19 protein-coding genes are annotated in these 17,265 nt (G+C 47.7%); 12 read left to right on the forward strand and 7 right to left on the reverse strand.

Annotated features, from left to right (window positions below; genetic code table 11):
- The gene (gyrA, locus tag HI950_RS02990) at positions 1–2,463 is read left to right on the forward strand and encodes a DNA gyrase subunit A (protein WP_169081657.1); all 2,463 of its coding nucleotides are present in this window, start codon (positions 1–3) and stop codon (positions 2,461–2,463) included.
- Here gyrA and HI950_RS02995 read toward each other — a convergent pair.
- Complete coding sequence (locus tag HI950_RS02995) at positions 2,444–2,611, reverse strand: hypothetical protein (protein WP_169081656.1); 168 nt, start codon at positions 2,609–2,611, stop codon at positions 2,444–2,446. The genes gyrA and HI950_RS02995 overlap by 20 nt on opposite strands.
- A 204-nt stretch (positions 2,612–2,815) precedes the next feature.
- Between HI950_RS02995 and HI950_RS03000 the strand changes: the two genes are divergently transcribed.
- Positions 2,816–3,220, forward strand: coding sequence for a MarR family winged helix-turn-helix transcriptional regulator (locus HI950_RS03000; protein ID WP_053376323.1), 405 nt, complete (start codon positions 2,816–2,818; stop codon positions 3,218–3,220).
- A gap of 12 nt (positions 3,221–3,232) precedes the next feature.
- On the opposite strand, the gene HI950_RS03005 is transcribed toward HI950_RS03000, so the two are convergent.
- The 3 genes from HI950_RS03005 to HI950_RS03015 are packed head-to-tail and all read right to left on the reverse strand — an operon-like array spanning position 3,233 to position 6,106.
- Positions 3,233–4,507, reverse strand: a complete 1,275-nt coding sequence (locus HI950_RS03005) for a CapA family protein (RefSeq protein ID WP_223285080.1) — start codon at positions 4,505–4,507, stop codon at positions 3,233–3,235.
- 19 nt (positions 4,508–4,526) lie between these two features.
- Positions 4,527–5,240 (reverse strand): RluA family pseudouridine synthase, encoded by a 714-nt coding sequence (locus tag HI950_RS03010; RefSeq protein WP_169081655.1) that lies wholly within the window; start codon positions 5,238–5,240, stop codon positions 4,527–4,529.
- On the reverse strand, positions 5,240–6,106 hold the full coding sequence (locus HI950_RS03015) for a class I SAM-dependent methyltransferase (protein ID WP_169081654.1): 867 nt from the start codon (positions 6,104–6,106) through the stop codon (positions 5,240–5,242). Before HI950_RS03015 ends, HI950_RS03010 begins: the two co-directional genes overlap by 1 nt.
- A gap of 153 nt (positions 6,107–6,259) precedes the next feature.
- Here HI950_RS03015 and HI950_RS03020 point away from each other — a divergent pair, with 153 nt between their 5' ends.
- The 3 genes from HI950_RS03020 to araA all read left to right on the forward strand — a co-directional run bounded on the left by HI950_RS03020 (position 6,260) and on the right by araA (position 8,722).
- Positions 6,260–6,865 (forward strand): phosphatase PAP2 family protein, encoded by a 606-nt coding sequence (locus HI950_RS03020; protein WP_169081653.1) that lies wholly within the window; start codon positions 6,260–6,262, stop codon positions 6,863–6,865.
- Positions 6,862–7,047 carry a hypothetical protein gene (locus HI950_RS03025; RefSeq protein WP_169081652.1) on the forward strand — a complete coding sequence of 62 codons (186 nt, stop codon included), beginning with the start codon at positions 6,862–6,864 and terminating at the stop codon, positions 7,045–7,047. Before HI950_RS03020 ends, HI950_RS03025 begins: the two co-directional genes overlap by 4 nt.
- A 184-nt stretch (positions 7,048–7,231) precedes the next feature.
- Entirely contained in the window at positions 7,232–8,722 is a 1,491-nt protein-coding gene (araA, locus tag HI950_RS03030) for an L-arabinose isomerase (protein ID WP_169081651.1), read from the forward strand.
- 85 nt (positions 8,723–8,807) lie between these two features.
- Here araA and HI950_RS03035 read toward each other — a convergent pair whose 3' ends face one another.
- On the reverse strand, positions 8,808–9,599 hold the full coding sequence (locus tag HI950_RS03035) for a hypothetical protein (RefSeq protein ID WP_169081650.1): 792 nt from the start codon (positions 9,597–9,599) through the stop codon (positions 8,808–8,810).
- A gap of 144 nt (positions 9,600–9,743) precedes the next feature.
- Here HI950_RS03035 and HI950_RS03040 point away from each other — a divergent pair, with 144 nt between their 5' ends.
- The 5 genes from HI950_RS03040 to HI950_RS03060 all read left to right on the forward strand — a co-directional run bounded on the left by HI950_RS03040 (position 9,744) and on the right by HI950_RS03060 (position 14,549).
- Complete coding sequence (locus HI950_RS03040; RefSeq protein WP_169081649.1) at positions 9,744–10,880, forward strand: sugar ABC transporter substrate-binding protein; 1,137 nt, start codon at positions 9,744–9,746, stop codon at positions 10,878–10,880.
- Positions 10,881–11,003: 123 nt separating this feature from the next.
- Positions 11,004–12,494 (forward strand): sugar ABC transporter ATP-binding protein, encoded by a 1,491-nt coding sequence (locus HI950_RS03045; RefSeq protein WP_169082216.1) that lies wholly within the window; start codon positions 11,004–11,006, stop codon positions 12,492–12,494.
- The gene (locus tag HI950_RS03050; RefSeq protein ID WP_169081648.1) at positions 12,491–13,483 is read left to right on the forward strand and encodes an ABC transporter permease; all 993 of its coding nucleotides are present in this window, start codon (positions 12,491–12,493) and stop codon (positions 13,481–13,483) included. Before HI950_RS03045 ends, HI950_RS03050 begins: the two co-directional genes overlap by 4 nt.
- A 157-nt stretch (positions 13,484–13,640) precedes the next feature.
- Positions 13,641–14,132 (forward strand): hypothetical protein, encoded by a 492-nt coding sequence (locus HI950_RS03055; protein WP_169081647.1) that lies wholly within the window; start codon positions 13,641–13,643, stop codon positions 14,130–14,132.
- 78 nt (positions 14,133–14,210) lie between these two features.
- On the forward strand, positions 14,211–14,549 hold the full coding sequence (locus HI950_RS03060; RefSeq protein ID WP_169081646.1) for an antibiotic biosynthesis monooxygenase: 339 nt from the start codon (positions 14,211–14,213) through the stop codon (positions 14,547–14,549).
- Positions 14,550–14,687: 138 nt separating this feature from the next.
- On the opposite strand, the gene HI950_RS03065 is transcribed toward HI950_RS03060, so the two are convergent.
- Together HI950_RS03065 and HI950_RS03070 are read right to left on the reverse strand one after the other, a co-directional pair.
- Positions 14,688–15,047 carry a hypothetical protein gene (locus HI950_RS03065; RefSeq protein ID WP_169081645.1) on the reverse strand — a complete coding sequence of 120 codons (360 nt, stop codon included), beginning with the start codon at positions 15,045–15,047 and terminating at the stop codon, positions 14,688–14,690.
- 154 nt (positions 15,048–15,201) lie between these two features.
- Entirely contained in the window at positions 15,202–16,089 is an 888-nt protein-coding gene (locus tag HI950_RS03070; protein WP_169081644.1) for a LysR family transcriptional regulator, read from the reverse strand.
- Between the two features lie 109 nt (positions 16,090–16,198).
- On the opposite strand from HI950_RS03070, the gene HI950_RS03075 reads away from it, so the two are divergent.
- Both HI950_RS03075 and HI950_RS03080 read left to right on the forward strand, forming a co-directional pair.
- Positions 16,199–16,570: a CidA/LrgA family protein gene (locus HI950_RS03075; RefSeq protein WP_169081643.1), complete on the forward strand. Its 372-nt coding sequence runs from the start codon at positions 16,199–16,201 to the stop codon at positions 16,568–16,570.
- Positions 16,567–17,247, forward strand: a complete 681-nt coding sequence (locus HI950_RS03080; RefSeq protein ID WP_169081642.1) for an LrgB family protein — start codon at positions 16,567–16,569, stop codon at positions 17,245–17,247. Before HI950_RS03075 ends, HI950_RS03080 begins: the two co-directional genes overlap by 4 nt.
- The last annotated feature ends 18 nt before the right edge of the window (positions 17,248–17,265 follow it).

Here is a 17,265-nt window from a genome sequence, read left to right on the forward strand (position 1 = left end):
ATGAGTATGCTGGAACAGTTTTTACCGGCGTTTTTGGAGGAGGTTGTAGGAGACCGCTTCGGACGCTATTCAAAGTATATTATTCAGGATCGTGCCATTCCTGACGTTCGCGATGGTCTGAAGCCTGTGCAGCGGCGTATTCTATATGCGATGTATGATTCAGGCAACACGCCGGATAAGCAGTACCGGAAATCGGCTAAAACGGTCGGCGATGTCATGGGCAACTATCACCCGCACGGTGATTCATCCATCTACGAGGGTATGGTTCGGATGGCGCAGCCTTGGAAGATGGGGCATCCGCTCGTTGACGGCCACGGCAACTGGGGCTCGCAGGATGATGATCCGGCAGCGGCTATGCGTTATACGGAAGCGCGCTTATCGCCAATCGCGATGGAGCTGCTTCGTGATATCGAGAAAAGAACGGTTCAATTCAAGGATAATTTCGATAATACGACGAAGGAGCCGGTTGTGCTGCCGTCGCGGTACCCTAACCTGCTCGTTAACGGGACCAGCGGTATCTCTGCCGGCTTTGCCACGGAAATACCGCCCCATAACCTGCGAGAGGTTATAGACGCGTGTATCGCGCTTATGGGAAGCCCTGAGCTTACGCTTGAGGAGCTTATGACCTACGTGAAGGGTCCGGATTTTCCTACCGGCGGCATCATCATGGGCGAAGAGGGCATCCGAGACGCTTACGCTACCGGGAAAGGACGTATTTATATACGTGCCAAAACCTCGATCGAGGAAATGCGCGGAGGCAAGCAGCAGCTTGTCATCACTGATATCCCGTATCAGGTCGTAAAATCCAGACTTGTTACCGCGATGGAAAACATTCGTCTGGAGAAAAAGGTCGAAGGCATCGCTGAAGTACGCGACGAGAGCGGGCGCAACGGTCTTCGCATCGTAGTGGAATTCAAGAAGGATGCCGATGCGCAGGGCATACTTGCATATTTGTTCAAGAAAACCGATCTGCAGGTCGCTTACAGCTTCAATATGGTCGCAATCGTGAACAAAACGCCAATGCAGCTGGGCCTGAAGCAAATATTGTCTGCCTATATCGAGCATCAGAAGGAAGTCGTAACCTTCCGGACAAAATATGATCTTGAAAAGGCTGAGGACCGGGCCCATGTGGTCGAAGGTCTCGTTAAAGCGCTCAATATTTTGGATGAGGTCATTGCAGCGATCAAAGCTTCCAAAAATCGTGCGGATGCGCAGGACAACCTCATAGCGAAGTTCGGCTTTACCGCACGCCAGGCGGATGCGATTCTTACCTTGCAGCTGTACCGTTTAACGAATTTGGAAATTACGACGCTTGAGAAAGAGCTGAAGGAAGCGATGAAGAAGATCGCTTACTTGAAATCGATTTTGGCGAGCGATAAGAAGCTGATTGGCGTTATTAAGGACGAGCTGCTTGAAATTCAAACGAAATATGGCATTGACCGCCGTTCCGACCTACGCGGAGAGATCGAGGAGCTGAAGGTCAACCTGGAAGTGCTTGTTACGGCTGAGGATGTTCTCGTTACGCTAAGCCATGACGGTTATGTGAAGCGGACAAGCATGTTATCCTTCACAAGGTCAGGCGGAGAGCGGCAAAACGCGGGAGTGAAGGAAGGCGACTTCGTACGGGAGCTGCTTGAAGTCAATACGATTGACAATTTGCTGCTGTTTACGAAGAAGGGCCAATATTATTTATTGCCTGTCCATCAAATTCCGGAATTCAAGTGGAAGGACACGGGGACGGCAATCGTAAACGTCGTTCCGATGCCGAAGGACGATTCGATTGTAAGTGTCATTCCGATCAAAGATATCGCATCTTCAAGCGCGTCATTGGTCTTCGTTACGAAGCGGGGCCAAGTGAAGCGAACGGAGCTTAAGGAATATGCGACAACGAGATCAACTGCAGTTGCAGCATGCAAGGTTTCTGAGGGCGACGAGGTCATCCGAGTCGTGATTAGCGATAGTACGATGCAGATAATGCTGATCACGAAGCAAGGCATGAGTATTCGCTTTGCGGAAACCGAGGTTAATCCGATGGGCAGGGTAGCAACAGGCGTCAGAGGCATCCAGCTTAAAGATGGCGACGAGATTATTGCCGCAGAACGAGTTGCTGAGGATGAGGGCGAAGTGCTCGTCATCACCGATATCGGATATGCCAAACGGTCGCTTCTGCTGGATTATCCAATTCAGGGAAGAGGCGGCAAGGGCGTTCAAACGTTCGAATTCAAAGAAGGCAAGCGCGTGCGTCCAAACGGCGCATCGCTAGTCGGAGCTTATTACTGCAAAGAAGACAAGGAAATCGTGGCCATTACGTCATCTGGTGCGAGACTTGTTGCAACCTCAGAGAAAGCGCCAATCGAAGAGCGTAAAGCGATAGGTAAGCTCGTATTCCCAGTAGAGAAAAATGATGTGATCACGAATACGCTAGCACGCTCTCTGATAGATTCTAATCAAAAGGGCGATTAGGCGGGTCAAAACGCTCGATCACTTCCAATAGAGCTTCAAGCATGACCCACAATGGTACCAGCTCATCCGGGCGGTCCAGCCATTGTGGGTCTTTTATGATGCCGTAGCTTTTAATTTTTTGCATGATTAACGCTTTTCTTTCGTCCACTGGGTTCACGCTCCTTACTGTTTAAGCAAAAATAGACATAGCTCTGGGCCTTCGCCACATTGTATGTCTAACGCTGTCATAATGTTCGTTATTGTATCGATTAATATCGCAAATTATTAATTGGGTTAATCTTTTATTCGACATTAAAGACTGATATAATGAAAAACAAATAGATGTAAATTGACAGGGAGCGGGTGTGAAGCTATGGTATCTGGAGAATTTACTCGATTATGGACGAAGCTTTCGCGTGAATGGAAAAACAACTTGGAGCAGTCGCTAGCTCCGTTGACGGAAGGGCAGCTGAATGTGCTCGATTTGCTGCTGCAGCATCAGCCTATGAAACCATCGGATTTGCTTCAGTATTTAGCGACCACGCCTGCTGCAATAACGACACTGCTTGACCGGATGGAGAAAAATGGGCTTATTGAACGCACAAGAGATGATAATGATCGAAGAATCGTTTGGGTTTCGGTATCGGAGAAGGGCAAAGCGGAAGCGGAGCGCGGTACAACGATTCGGACCGAAATGATCGAACAATCGTTGGACCGCATTTCCTCACATAATCAGCAGCTGCTCGTATACTTGCTTGGCAAGGTTGCGAATTTGTAAGCCTGCTTTAAACTATTCTGTTTTTTTCATGGAATCAAGCCGATTGCGCAGCAATTTATAATTTTTTTGAAGCATATCGTAGTCGGCTTGTGATAGCAGGGTGTCAGTTGCAGCGGCTATCGTTTCTTCGATTGGCAAAATGCGATAGCGGAATGAACGATCCGGCTTGTAGCGATGCACCCATGTCGGAATCGATTCGATTTCGGTAAGGTCAACGGTACCATCCGTCATATTTTTACGAACATTTACTTTGAATATAACCCCGTAATCCTTCGTTTCGCCCCGCTGATTGGAAATGAAATTACCCATAGAATAAATAATTAGTCCTTTTCTTACATGGCCATTCGCTTCTGTTGCTTCAAAGACCTCATACGGCTGAACGACATGGGGATGAGAGCCTGCAATAATATCGGCCCCCGCAGCGACTAGCGCTCTTGCCAAACGTTTTTGCTCGTCATTGGGTGCAGTCTGATACTCGGTGCCAAAGTGAAGGGAAACCGTAATGAGATCGGCTCCAGCTTCCCGAAGCTTTGTGATGTCGGCTTTTATTTTTTGCTCGTCAATGAGCGAGACCAGATAGGGCTTGCCTTCAGGAATAGGAATGCCGTTCGTTCCATAGGTGTAAGCTAGCAATCCCATGACAATGCCGTTTTTCTCTGATAAAAAAAGTCTGTCCGCTTCTTTTTGCGATGATGCCGTTCCCTTGGACGGAATGCCGAGCGCCTTCAGGTTATCTAGCGTACGCAGCACGCCTGATTCGCCTTTGTCCAGAGAATGATTGTTAGCGTTGGTAATTAAGTTGAACCCCGCGTTCTTAAGCGCTTCGGCCAGCTCAATCGGTGCGTTGAAGGACGGATAACCGGTATAGCCGAACGCTACTCCGGCAATCGGCGTCTCTAGATTGGCGATGACCCAGTCTCCTTGCTCCAAAATAGGCTTAACCTCTGCAAAAAAAGGATCAAAGTTGTAGCGATTTGCCGCTTTGTCATAAGCGCCCGGCAGCTGCGGCGTATGCATCATGACATCGCCTACCGCCATCCAGACCGCATCGGCAAATACAGGCTTTGGCGGCTCTGTCGGTATGGGGGAAGGGGATGGAGAAGGCAAAGGCGATGGCGATGGCGTACTAGCGGCTTGCTCATCCTGCGCGGTATCAGATGTCGCTGCCGGAACAGCAGGTGGTGAAGCCCTATCGGTAACGAAGGGCATAAAAAAAATAATAAGCAAGCCGATTAGGCTTAAAACTAACAAACCGGCTTGTATTTTTCGGTGCCTTTTACGGCGCATCTGGTGTTCGTCCTTCCTTTTATGTATCGCTTAGCATTCTGGAGGCAGTCTCCAGCTGCTCAGAAGACCACCAGCTCCATGTTTCCGATCCGCTAGGGATAGAGCGGAAGCTGATCCATTCCTTTGTAACCGGATGAGGAGCTGAAACCGAGGTCGACCACAGCGCAATATCACTCATTCCGCCGGCAGGCTTCGCGCCATATTTCAGATCGCCGACGAGCGGACAGCCGATATGCGCCATCTGTGCTCGAATTTGATGCGGTCTTCCTGTATGCAGCTTGACTGCGATTAAGGAATAACGACCGTTAACGGCAGCGATCTCATATTCTAAAACAGCTTCCTTCGCCTCATCTGCCGGTTTGTTGAAGACCGTAACCTGATTATGCTTATTGTCCTTGCGGATATAATGCGTCAGACGGGCTTGAGGCTTGCTTGGCACACCCTGCACCACACAGACATACGTTTTGCCAAATTGGCGGCTGCGAACGGATTCGGATAATCTGGAGGCTGCTTTCGAGGTTTTGGCAAAAACCATTACGCCGCCAACCATGCGGTCAAGACGGTGAACGAGGCCGAGAAATACGTTTCCCGGCTTGTTGTGCCTTTCCTTTAAATCCTGCTTGAGCAGCGTCAGCATGTCAGCATCGCCTGTGTCATCCTCTTGCGAGAGAATGCCAGGAGGCTTCACGACAGCTAGCAAATGATTATCTTCATATAAAACGGTGATGGCCATTACTTAGACTCCCAACGTCCCAATATGCCGCAAGGCAGGTTTAAGCCGGACTTAGTAATCGGCAACCCGATCTCGCCGCAATTAATTTCTCCGCCGTATTTGGCGTTCATCGTCATATGCAGCAGGTTGTGCAGCACAGAAGGGGAAAGGCCAGTCGTATAGGAGTTAATTAATAGAAACAGCGGATTGTCGGATAGAATTGATGTACACGACTGCAAAAACGGAAAAAGGTTTTCCTCAAGCTTCCACGTCTCGCCGTTCGGACCGCGACCATAGGAAGGAGGGTCCATAATAATCGCGTCATATTGCTTGCCCCGACGCTGCTCGCGTTGAACGAATTTAAATACATCATCTGTAATGTAGCGGATAGGAGCGGATTCCAGCCCTGACAGCTGAGCGTTATCCTTGGCCCATTGGACCATGCCCTTTGCTGCGTCTACGTGGCAAACTTCAGCGCCTGCTGCGGCAGCAGCAACGGTTGCGCCGCCTGAGTATGCAAAAAGATTCAGCACACGGATAGGGCGGCCTGCCGATCTGATTTTGTCCATCATCCAGCTCCAGTTCACTGCCTGCTCTGGAAATAAGCCGGTATGCTTAAAGTTTGTCGGCTTAATGTGAAAGTTGAGCTCACCGTACGAAATCGTCCAACGTTCAGGAAGCGTGGGACTCATCGACCATTGACCGCCGCCGGAGTTGCTGCGGTGGTAATGACCGTCTGCTTTTTTCCAAAGACCCGTTTCATTTGTAATTGGCCAAATAATTTGCGGATCAGGACGTCTAAGGGTATAGTTGCCCCAGCGTTCAAGCTTATCTCCGTCTCCAGTATCTATTACTTCGTAATCGACCCATTTATCTGCTATGTACATGTTTTTCGTAACCCTTCCTTGACGTTGTTTTTGTAATATAATAATGTCATCGCTAATTATATCGAAGCTAACTCGATGAAGCAATGAAACCGCAGCAAATGGAGGCTGGTATTTATTCTTAAGCAATGGAAAGGTTGGCTGTTTACGTTAATTGTGAGCTTGCTGCTGCTTGCAGCGTTAGCGGCAAGCATCCCAGAGCAGGATGGCAATGCATTGGATCGTTCAGCGGAAGCGCTTATGGCAAGCATGAAGAGCGATGGTGCAACTGCTGTTTTTAAGCTTTTTTCTTATTTGGGTTCGACAATTGCGATTATCGGAATCACGCTAGTAGCGAGCTTCATTATTGGTTGGGCGAGAGGGTGGATACGAGGAGCAGCAATCCTTGCTGGCACAGCTCTAGCTTACGTTGTCAATGTAGGTCTAAAATTGTGGCTGGATCGGCAAAGACCAGCCGCAGCATGGGGAATCGAGGCGGATGGCGCAAGCTTTCCGAGCGGGAACGCCATGTTGGCGACGGCAATGTTCGGCCTGCTCGTATGTGCCATTATACAATTCAGCGGCGCATCGCGTATGATGAAAGCAGCTTGTTCGGTCGTTTCTGTCATCCTGATTCTGATGATGGGTTTGAGCCGCGTTTATTTTCATGTTCATTACATAACCGATATTTTCGGCGGCTATACGGCAGGAATGGCCGTGATCAGCCTGATTATGATTATTTTGAATACAATCCATAAAAAAAGAGGAGCAGCCTTATCATGATGAGCTTTGAATGCGAATGCGGAAATAAGACGCAAATGTTTGCTACCGGAGATCGGGACGAGCAGGGAAGAGAGTATATCGAGATTGAGGACGATGAGCGGCTAACCTTTACGATTGGCGACAAAAGCGTTCTATTTCGCTGTTCCTTCTGCGGCTACACCTATCGCTTGGAACAAATATAAGGACCGATTTTAATTTTATTGTGGAATGTTATTGAAAACCTTTACCTTTCGGAGTATGATAAGGGTACGTCAAGTTGTATGTACAAGTGCTCCGTCATACCAGTGATAACTAGCACTAATGTCCGTACAAGTTAATGCGTGAGCTTCATGCATTTATGAGGAATCATAAGGAGGAACCAATCCAATGTTACAAGTTAAGCCTTATCAATTTTGGTTTGTTACCGGCAGTCAACACTTGTACGGGCCAGAAACACTAGAGGAAGTCGCACAGCATTCACGTATCATTACGGCGGCGTTGAATGAAGATTCTATTTTCACCTCCGAGATTGTATTTAAACCTGTAGTAACAACTCCTGAAGAAATTTACAAGCTTTGTATAGAAGCAAAAGCGGACGAGAGCTGTGCAGGTCTTATTACATGGATGCATACCTTTTCGCCGGCAAAAATGTGGATTCATGGCTTATCGGAGCTTCGCAAGCCGCTGCTTCACCTTCATACGCAATTTAATCGCGATATTCCGTGGGATACGATTGATATGGACTTCATGAACACGAATCAATCGGCGCATGGCGACCGTGAGTATGGCCATATTTTCTCCCGCCTTGGCCTTGAACGCAAAGTAGTAACGGGCCACTGGGAAGACGGCGTTACCCGCTCGCGTATAGCAAGCTGGATGGGTACGGCTATTGCCGTAAACGAAGGGCGCCATTTGAAAGTAGCTCGCTTCGGCGATAACATGCGTCAAGTTTCCGTAACCGAAGGCGATAAGGTTGAAGCGCAAATTAAATTCGGCTGGTCGATCAACGGCTACGGCATTGGCGATCTCGTTGCCCGCATGAACGAGGTTTCGGATGCAGAAGTGAAGCAGCTTCTGGAAGAGTACAGTGATCAGTACGACATTTCATCGGAGACGCGCGGCAATGCAGCGTCTTGGGCATCAATCGGCGAACAAGCTCGTATTGAGCTTGGCCTTAAAGGATTTCTGCAAGAGGGCGGATTCTCCGCATTTACAACTTCCTTTGAAGATCTGCACGGCATGAAGCAGCTTCCAGGTCTTGCGGTCCAACGCTTGATGGAGCAAGGCTATGGCTTCGGCGGCGAAGGCGATTGGAAAACATCCGCGCTTACCCGTCTAATGAAGCTGATTGCGAACAACAAAGGCACTTCCTTCATGGAGGACTACACGTATCACCTAGAGGAAGGCAATGAGCTGGTTCTTGGCTCGCACATGCTTGAGGTATGTCCTACGATAGCGGACAGCCGTCCAAAAATCGAAGTTCACCCGCTTGGCATTGGCGGCAAGGCCGATCCAGCGCGTATCGTTTTCGACGGACGCTCCGGTTCAGCGCTTAACGCTTCGCTTATTGATCTAGGCAACCGCTTCCGCTTGATTATTAACCAAGTAGATGCCGTTAAACCAACTCACGATATGCCGAAGCTTCCCGTTGCTCGTGTATTATGGAAGCCGGAGCCGTCGCTTCGCGATGCTGCTGAAAGCTGGATCTATGCCGGCGGCGCTCACCACACCGTATTCTCATACGTTGTAACGACTGAGCAGCTAGTGGACTGGGCTGATCAAGTTGGCATCGAAACCGTTGTCATCGATAAGCAATCGACGGTTCGCGGCATACGCAATGAGCTTCGTTGGAACGATCTTAGCTACCGAATTCGTTAATATGCATCAAGTCTGATCCAACGATAAAATAAGAGGCTGCTGCATTAAACCAATGGAAAGGTTTAATGCAGCAGCCTCTTTCTGTTTACGATTCGGATGTTTCTTTTTGTATTTTTGCTGGATTGTTAATTTTGTAAGGAATGGGATGCTTCGTGAGCTTCTTCGTTACAATTTTACCTTCAAAATGGATCGTATCCCCAATTTCAAGCTCGAATTTTTTGAGCGTGGCGCTATGGCTGGACCAAGCTTCCCCGACTTCGATGGCCGGATCGACGATGGAAACCGCTTCATAGATGACCACTTCATCCTCGGTATCAGAGAAATTGTTCGGCACAGTCGTAAATTCTTTGACCGTAGCAGACATTTTGACCTTTTCCTCCGGAAGCTGCAGCTTTGGCGTCTTTTCTTTCTTTGCTTTCCCTTTTGGAGGAGCAGCTGGCTCTGGTTCAGGGGCTTGGTGCTCTGCTTCTTCCCCAGGTGAAGCCGTTTCCGGCTGAGGCTCTAATTCTGTTTCCGGCAAATGGGGCTCTGCATTGCTGCTCTCAATTGCTGCTTGCTCTACAAGCTCTGTACCCGGAGTCTCCTCTGCTGCCGTTGCCGCGTTCTTCTGACCATAGTTCGATGCCTGCATTTCCTTAAGATAGGAAGGATGGATGCAATGCTTTTGCTCGTTGTCGAATGCGATAACGGCAGTCATCTTATCGACATAACCTATAATGCTGCAGGGCAGGTTCATGCCGTTCCCCTTGTAGAAAAAAGCTTTGGTCTTCGATGCCTTGTCCGACAGCAAGCTCCATTCCTTGCACTTTTCTATTTGCTCTGCTTCGTTTTCGAAGGCAATGTACGTTATTGGCTCAATAATGAAGCTATGTACCATATAATCCCCGCCTTTCTGTTTGTCCCTTTATATATTATCATTTTTTTGGATGTAAGTCGGTATCTTTATATTGACGTTAGTACGAATATCCTATAGGATTACTTAAGATAACAGTCATCATTTTACATAAGGGGAGAATTGGAAATGTACCAGAAGAAATTACGCATCGTTTTCGGCGTGTTACTTGCAATTGCGATGATTGCGACAGGATGCGGACAAGCGAAAAATGGAAACTCGGGCGGAAGCTCAAATAACGTAAGCAGCAATGCAGGTTCCAAAAACATCGAAAATCTTCCAGCTGCTATTGCGGCCAAGGATGAAATTAAATTGATGGTTATCCGTAAAATTGGCGGAGATGACCATACGGCGCAATTTATAGCCGGCGCGAAGCAAGAGGGCGAATCGCTTGGCTTTAAAGTCGATACGTTCTCCGCGGGCGGCGATACCGCGAAATTCCATGATGCGATCGCACAAGCGACAGACAGCGATTATGACGGCGTCGTCATCTCTCACGGTGACGATCCGGCAACGGTTGAGGCCGTTCAGAAGCTGGCGGACAAAGGCATTCCCGTTGTCGCTTTCGACTCCGTAGCCGAATTATCCACTATTCCTGGCGTGACGTTGACGTCGCAAGACGATGAGGCGCTTGCGCAATTTTCGCTCGATCAGCTGGTGAAAGAGAAGGGCGAAGAAGCAAAAATCGTATATCTGTGGGTAGACGGTTTCCCGCCGATGGTTCGTCGCAATAAGGTTTACCAAGATACGCTTTCGAAATACCCAGGCATCAAGGAAATCGAACGCTTTGGCGTAGCGAATGAGAATACGTCGGTTGAAACGCAAAATGCGGTTGCTGCCATGCTGACCAAGCATCCAAAAGGCGAAATTGATGCGATTTTTGCAACTTGGGACGCATTTGCAATCGGTGCTGCTAGAGCGCTGATTGAAGCGGGACGCACGGAAATTAAAATTTACGGCATTGACGTTTCGAATGCTGATTTGCAAGTTATGCAAGAAGAGAACAGCCCATGGGCAGCTACAGCGGCTGTTGATCCAAAAATGATTGGCGCGGTAAACGTAAGGCTGCTTGCCAAAAAAATCGCTGGCGAAGAAACGCCTGCCACCTACAACTTGGAAGCTGCACTCATCGGTCAAGAGGATTTGAAAAAATCGAGCGAGTCGGTCAACATGGTTAGCTTGGCAGACATTATTCCTGGCTGGGGCACTACGGATGCGTTTGAAGAGGATTGGATGAAATCTTTAAAAAGCGCAAACGGCAAATAATTCATAAATAATGGTATAATAGATTTTAATAATAGCGCCCTTATCCATCCGGATAAGGGCGCTCTATCCTGTTTGGAGAGGAAGGTGGGTCTGTTGATAGACTCGAAAGCAAGCTTGCTGGAAATGAAACGGATATCGATCTCCTTTCCAGGCGTAAAGGCATTGGCCCATGTTGATTTTCATACTGCAGCCGGCAGGGCGCATGCGTTGATCGGGGCAAACGGCGCTGGGAAGTCCACGCTCATGAAGGTGCTTGCCGGCGCGCATGATCATTATACGGGAAGCATCTCGATCGATGGCAAGGAGGTTCGAATCCGTACGCCGAAGGACGCCAAGGATAACGGCATTCAGGTCGTTTATCAAGAGGTAGATACGGCACTAATCCCGAACCTGTCCGTTGGCGAAAATATTATGCTGGAGCATACGGTGCATGACATGGGAAGCAGGCAGCTTATTCATTGGAAGCAGCTGCATCAATCAGCGCAGCGCATTTTAGAGCGGATGAATGTGAAGGTACCTACGAGGAAGCTCGTTCAAGACCTTACGCTTGCCGAGAAGCAAATGGTGCTGATCGCCCGTTCTGTTTCGAAGCAATGCCGCTTTCTCGTGCTTGACGAGCCGACGGCTCCTCTAAGTCATAGCGAGACGGAGCAGCTATTCAATCTGATTCGGCTATTAAAGTCGGAGGGCGTTGGCATCATCTTTATCTCTCATCGTTTGCCGGAGCTTTACGAGATTTGTGACGATATTACGATAATGAGGGATGGACAGCTCGTCATACGGGAGCAGCTGGCTAATGTCGGTCAGCATAAAGTAGTCGAATATATGCTCGGGGAGAAGATGGAAGGACAATTCCCTAAATCATCCATCACGATTGGCGAGAAGTGGTTTGAAGCGAAGGGCATTCGTGATCGCGATAAAGTAAACGGTGTAGATATACATATCCGCAAGGGGGAAATAGTCGGACTCGCCGGTTTGGTTGGCGCCGGCAAAACAGAGCTTTGCCGCGCTTTGTTTGGAGCAGCTCCTGACTCCTCAGGGGAACTTTACTTCAATAAGAGATTAGTGAGGGTAAACTCACCTTACCAAGCCGTGAAGAACGGTATCGCCCTCGTTCCGGAAGAGAGGAGACGGGAAGGCGTCTTTGTCGAGGAGTCTGTAAGTGACAACTTGACTGCCGCCGTATTATCGCGCTTTACAAGATGGGGCTCATGGCTGAGCAAGGCGAAGGAAAAGAAAGCTGCAGGCGAAATCATTAAAAGCCTTGGCATCAAAACACCTAGCGAGCAAGCGAAAGTAAAAAATTTGTCCGGCGGGAACCAGCAAAAGGTTGCTATCGGTAAATGGCTGCTTGCTGATGCGGATGTGTATTTATTTGACGAGCCTACAAAGGGTGTCGATGTAGGCGCAAAGCGGGACATCTATGAGCTTGTCGCTGAGCTTGCGAGTCGCGGGAAATGTATTTTGTATGCATCCAGCGAGATGACCGAGATGATCGGCATTACGGATCGCATTTATGTCATGTATGACGGCGTCGTTATCAAGGAGCTTGAGACGCGCAGCACCGATGAAGAAGAGATTTTGCTTTATAGCACTGGAGGCTTGTTAACATGAATGCTGCCGATTCAATTCGGAACAAAAAAACGTTTCAATTTGTTGATTTTTTGTACAAGTATGGCACATTGATTACCATACTGCTGTTGGTCGTGTATTTTGGCACGGCAACGGACAATTTTCTAAGTACCGCAAATATCATTAACATTTTGCGTTCGATATCGATCGTTACGATTATTGCCATAGGACTTACCGTTTCCTTATCGGTTGGCGGCTTCGACCTTTCGGTAGGCTCTGTTGCTTCGCTAGCGAATGCTCTAGTAATTTCTATGTACGTATGGCATGGGCAAAGCTTTGGTCTAGGTATCGCAGTCACTATAGTGTTTTGCCTCATTGTCGGGGTTATAAACGCCTTTCTTGTCATTAATTTTAAAATTCAAGATATGCTAATGACGCTTGCTACGATGTTCGTGTTTCAAGGAGTTGCGCTCACCTACACAAGAGGCGCAACCATCTCGCAAAATATGGTGCTGCCAAGCGGCGATTTCGCCACTGGCCAGATTCCAAAGCTGTTCAGCAAGCTTGGACAAGTTCCTTGGATTATCATCATCATGCTGGTCATCGTAGCTGCCGTTCATCTCTTTCTCACTTACACGAAGCATGGGCGTTATATGTACATGATAGGCGGCAATCAGGAAGCAGCTAAGCTGTCGGGCATCGCGGTTAGCAGATATCGGCTGTTCGCCTATTTAATTTCCGCTTTATTTGCCGCAATTGGCGGTATCATCCTTGGCGCGCGAGTCATGAACGCTGAAGTAAATGCCGGCGGACCTTATTTAATGGATGCGGTAGCGGCTGCATTTATCGGCTATTCTGTTCTCGGCGCAGGCAAGCCAAATGCATTCGGTACTTTTGCAGGGGCTGTATTGATCGGCATTTTATCAAATGGCCTTATTATGCTGTCCGTTCCCTATTACGCGATGGATATCGTGAAGGGTTCTGTACTTGCGCTTGCGCTCGCCATTACCTACTACAAGAGAAAACATTAATCGTTTAGGATGAACCGTCAGAGCTATTGCTCGGGCGGTTCTTTCATTATTGAATAGCTCAGTCTCTAGACGGAGAGAAAATCGAGCTGAGGTGCGAGTGTAAGCTTAAGCATATCTGTCAGAATGAAGATACATATATGCATGGGGGGCTACCGTATTGAAAGAAATAATAGGTTACACAGGAATAATTGAAAAACCATATGACGAGGTTGTCAGCTATTTATCTACGATGCCTACAGGTCGGATAACGGCAAGTCATTTGCCGCTTCTCTTGACTGGTGCTAGCGGAAGCGAAGGGGCTTTGCAGGTAAAAGGAGGCCCTCAGCTATTTACGATTTATACAGGCGATGAGTCAGCAGCCATTCGAATCGCATATATGGATATCGATGCTGCAAACGGGCATTTTACCGTCTTTGGAGGCTGGTGGTACCGCAATGATTATGAGCTTAGTCCGCATGCTAAAGGCTGCTTGGTCCGTTATTCCATTGGAAATGCAGCATCGCCGCTCAGCAGCTGGCTTGTTCCATTATTAAAGGATTACCGCGGCTATAAGAATGAGAAACGCACGGGACGAATGATGCGTGCCTTTGACGATTGGGTGGCTGTCTTAGGTGTAAGATTGCAATGCAAAGCCTATCGACTAGACTAGTATTAGTCTTTCTTGACAATGATAATCGTTATCGTTATAGTGAGGAGGAAATAAGTAACAATAATAGGAGGCATTACTGTGTTCATTCAATTGCGATCAATCGTAGTGGAAAAGGGTAATTCTCAGCAGGTAGTCGAAAATTTTGGGCAAGAGGGCCATATCGACGGCATGGAAGGACTAATCGATATAAACATTATGGTCAATCGGAAAGCGAAGGATTCCGAGGAAGTCGTTATTATGATTCGCTGGGAATCCGAAGAAGCATGGAAAAATTGGGAGAAAGACCCTGTCCACCTCGCAGGTCACCGGAACAAAAAGGACGAGAAGCGCCCAGAATACATTCTTGATTCATCGGTCAATATGTATGACGTGAAAAAAATTAAACAAGGTACATTCGGCAAGGAACGAGTCATTTAGTACCGAGCAAAGAAAGCGGTATAGCCTAAATGGGCATGCCGCTTTCTTTGTTGTCGATTCATTCATCGTTTCTTACTTTCGAAAATAAGAGAATAAAAAAAGCCGCTGGCATTAGCCAACGGCTTCTCCAATGGCAGATTAATAACAATAGAAGCGTTCCCAAAGCTTATAGGAATCGTCCTTGTTCTTATCCCACCAACAGATGTCATCCCACCAGTCATCATCATCCCACCAGTCAAACCAACCTTTGGAGTCCCAATCTTTATCGACCTTATGCTTGTTCGATTGATTGGAATGATTGTTGTTCTGATTAACATGATTGTTATTATAATTGTTGCTGCTATTGCTCTTTGACACTGAAAACACGGATAAAATATTGGATAGAAAGCTTTTTTTATTTTCTGAAGCTGCATTATTCGATGAAGCAAATGCGGAAGCCGGGAACATACATACGCCTATCAGCAGAGTCAGACATAAGATTTTTTGGAATTTGGGCATGACATCAATACCTCCCCGACAATAAACCAATTACGAACCGGACGTTCGTTATTAAGAATTTTATAATAAAATAGTCCTTTTGTAAAAGAATTCTTTAAAAGAATTAGATATATAGGAGGGGGTCTTTAGCCATATTAAAGATATTAATAGGATGCTAGTGTTTGGCGAAGCGCTCCTTATTAAACGAAATCCATTCTCTTGTGGCCAGCGAGAGATAGCCCGTCCGTTTCCAAACCATGGCAAGGTGCCAAGGTATCTCGGGATCAACAAGCGAAACGGTTCTCACCTTTGCAGCATCAAGCTGCTGGCATATGCGATCCGGCAGCATGGCAATGCCTAAATTTTCTCCGACCATTTCTCCGATAAAATCCCATTGCGAGCTCTCGTAGACGATATGCGGATCAAAGCCAATCGCTTGGCACTCATGAATAATGCGGTCATGCAGGGCAAAATCGCTGTTGAACAAAATAAATCGTTCATGCGTCAGCTCGTTTAGCTTAATTTGCTTGTTTGCAGCAAGCGGATGCGAGGGATGCAGAACGACTTTTAACCGATCCTGCACAAGCTGGAACGAGTCAAAGACCTCCTCATCAATCGGCGACAACACAACGCCTACATCAAGCGAACCGTCTGCGACATGCTCTTCTACCTTCTTAGCACCGTCCTCCACGAGCTTAATCGCTATGCCTGGATAACGAACCTGAAAGCTCTTGATTACGCTTGGAAAAAAGCTTGAGCCGGCCATCGGAGGCAGTCCGATTCGGATACTGCCTTTCTTCAAATAAGTCAGGTCATTGATTTCAGCCTGCAAATTATCGAACAGCGCTAAAATCGGGACCGCATAATCGTATATGGCTTTCCCGGCATCCGTCAGCTTAATCGTTTTCCCGTCGCGATCAAACACCTCAAAGTTGAGCTCGATTTCTAGATTTTTGATCATTTTACTAATCGTAGGCTGTGTGATATGCAGCGCTTCGGCCGCTTTGGTGAAGCTGCTGCAGCGTACAATTTCAGCAATGTATTGCAAATGGCGGATTTCCATTCGGACACTCCTTTACATAGATAAATGGAATGCAAATCATAAGATATATTCATTTTACCTATGAGGTCGCGCTCTGTATACTTTTTGTAGTGGAAGAGGTGGAGTCATCATGAAGACGTTGCTAAAAACAGCAGCACAGGTTGTTATATTTATTCTACTTGCCAGACTATCGGATGCGATTGTAAAATGGCTGCATTTGCCGGTTTCGGGCAGTATCGTGGGCATTATTATTCTATTCACTTTGCTTCAATTAAAAGTAATTCGAATGGAGTGGATTGAATTGGGATCAAAATGGCTGCTTGCAGAGATGCTGCTATTTTTTATACCTGCAGCGGTGGGCATTACAAATTACAAAAGCTTAGTCATGCATAGCGGCATATTCATATTTCTATCGATATTTATTAGCACCATCGCAGTTATGGTATTTGCGGGGCTAATCGGTGAACGGATAGCCGGGAAATGGGGCGGAGAGGCCCAATGAGCCAGGCGTTATGTTGGTTAATAGGCACGGTTGCCGTTTATATGGCTGCCAAAAAATTGTACCGCGCTTATCCGAAGGTGTATTTGACGCCGCTCCTTGTTGCGCCTATCGTCGTCATCCTGGCAACGCAGCTCAGCGGCGTTTCGTTTGATAGGTATGAGGAAGGAGCAGGATGGCTGACGAAGCTGGTTGAGCCGGCAACGATAGCGCTCGGTATGACGTTATACCGGCACATGGACATTATGAGAAAAAATGGTTGGGCAATTGCGGTCAGCGTCACCGCTGGTGCGATTATCGCCATTGTGACTTCGACTGGTCTAGCTTATTTATTTGGATTAGATGCAAGCATTAGGGAAAGCTTGGCGCCACGTTCGGCTACAACACCGATTGCGATCTCCATATCCGGCTCCATAGGCGGTGTTCCGACGATCACAGCTATCGCGACGCTAATAACAGGTTTAATTGGCTTGATTGCAGGGCCGCTTATTGTCAAATGGTTTGGAATTAGAAGCGCAGTCGCGCGAGGCGTCCTTTTTGGAACAAGCGCTCATTCTGCCGGCATCAGCAAAGCGCTCGAATATGATGCGGTTACCGGCTCCGTTGCTGGCATCGCGATGATGGTCACAGCCTTCGTTACGCTGATCGCGACCCCTTGGCTGATAGGGTTGTTTGGGTAGCTCTGGTGATCGTCAAGC

This window comes from Paenibacillus sp. PL91, from assembly GCF_012935325.2.
Classification (GTDB): Bacteria; Bacillota; Bacilli; order Paenibacillales; family Paenibacillaceae; genus Pristimantibacillus.

Bases quoted from the DNA above. Each gene is read 5' to 3' on its own strand.
- gyrA (WP_169081657.1), top strand. From the start codon at position 1: ATGAGTATGCTGGAACAGTTTTTACCGGCGTTTTTGGAGGAGGTTGTA.
- HI950_RS03000 (WP_053376323.1), top strand. From the start codon at position 2,816: ATGGTATCTGGAGAATTTACTCGATTATGGACGAAGCTTTCGCGTGAA.
- HI950_RS03005 (WP_223285080.1), bottom strand. From the start codon at position 4,507: ATGCGCCGTAAAAGGCACCGAAAAATACAAGCCGGTTTGTTAGTTTTA.
- HI950_RS03010 (WP_169081655.1), bottom strand. From the start codon at position 5,240: ATGGCCATCACCGTTTTATATGAAGATAATCATTTGCTAGCTGTCGTG.
- HI950_RS03015 (WP_169081654.1), bottom strand. From the start codon at position 6,106: ATGTACATAGCAGATAAATGGGTCGATTACGAAGTAATAGATACTGGA.
- HI950_RS03025 (WP_169081652.1), top strand. From the start codon at position 6,862: ATGATGAGCTTTGAATGCGAATGCGGAAATAAGACGCAAATGTTTGCT.
- araA (WP_169081651.1), top strand. From the start codon at position 7,232: ATGTTACAAGTTAAGCCTTATCAATTTTGGTTTGTTACCGGCAGTCAA.
- HI950_RS03035 (WP_169081650.1), bottom strand. From the start codon at position 9,599: ATGGTACATAGCTTCATTATTGAGCCAATAACGTACATTGCCTTCGAA.
- HI950_RS03040 (WP_169081649.1), top strand. From the start codon at position 9,744: ATGTACCAGAAGAAATTACGCATCGTTTTCGGCGTGTTACTTGCAATT.
- HI950_RS03045 (WP_169082216.1), top strand. From the start codon at position 11,004: ATGAAACGGATATCGATCTCCTTTCCAGGCGTAAAGGCATTGGCCCAT.
- HI950_RS03050 (WP_169081648.1), top strand. From the start codon at position 12,491: ATGAATGCTGCCGATTCAATTCGGAACAAAAAAACGTTTCAATTTGTT.
- HI950_RS03065 (WP_169081645.1), bottom strand. From the start codon at position 15,047: ATGCCCAAATTCCAAAAAATCTTATGTCTGACTCTGCTGATAGGCGTA.
- HI950_RS03070 (WP_169081644.1), bottom strand. From the start codon at position 16,089: ATGGAAATCCGCCATTTGCAATACATTGCTGAAATTGTACGCTGCAGC.
- HI950_RS03075 (WP_169081643.1), top strand. From the start codon at position 16,199: ATGAAGACGTTGCTAAAAACAGCAGCACAGGTTGTTATATTTATTCTA.
- HI950_RS03080 (WP_169081642.1), top strand. From the start codon at position 16,567: ATGAGCCAGGCGTTATGTTGGTTAATAGGCACGGTTGCCGTTTATATG.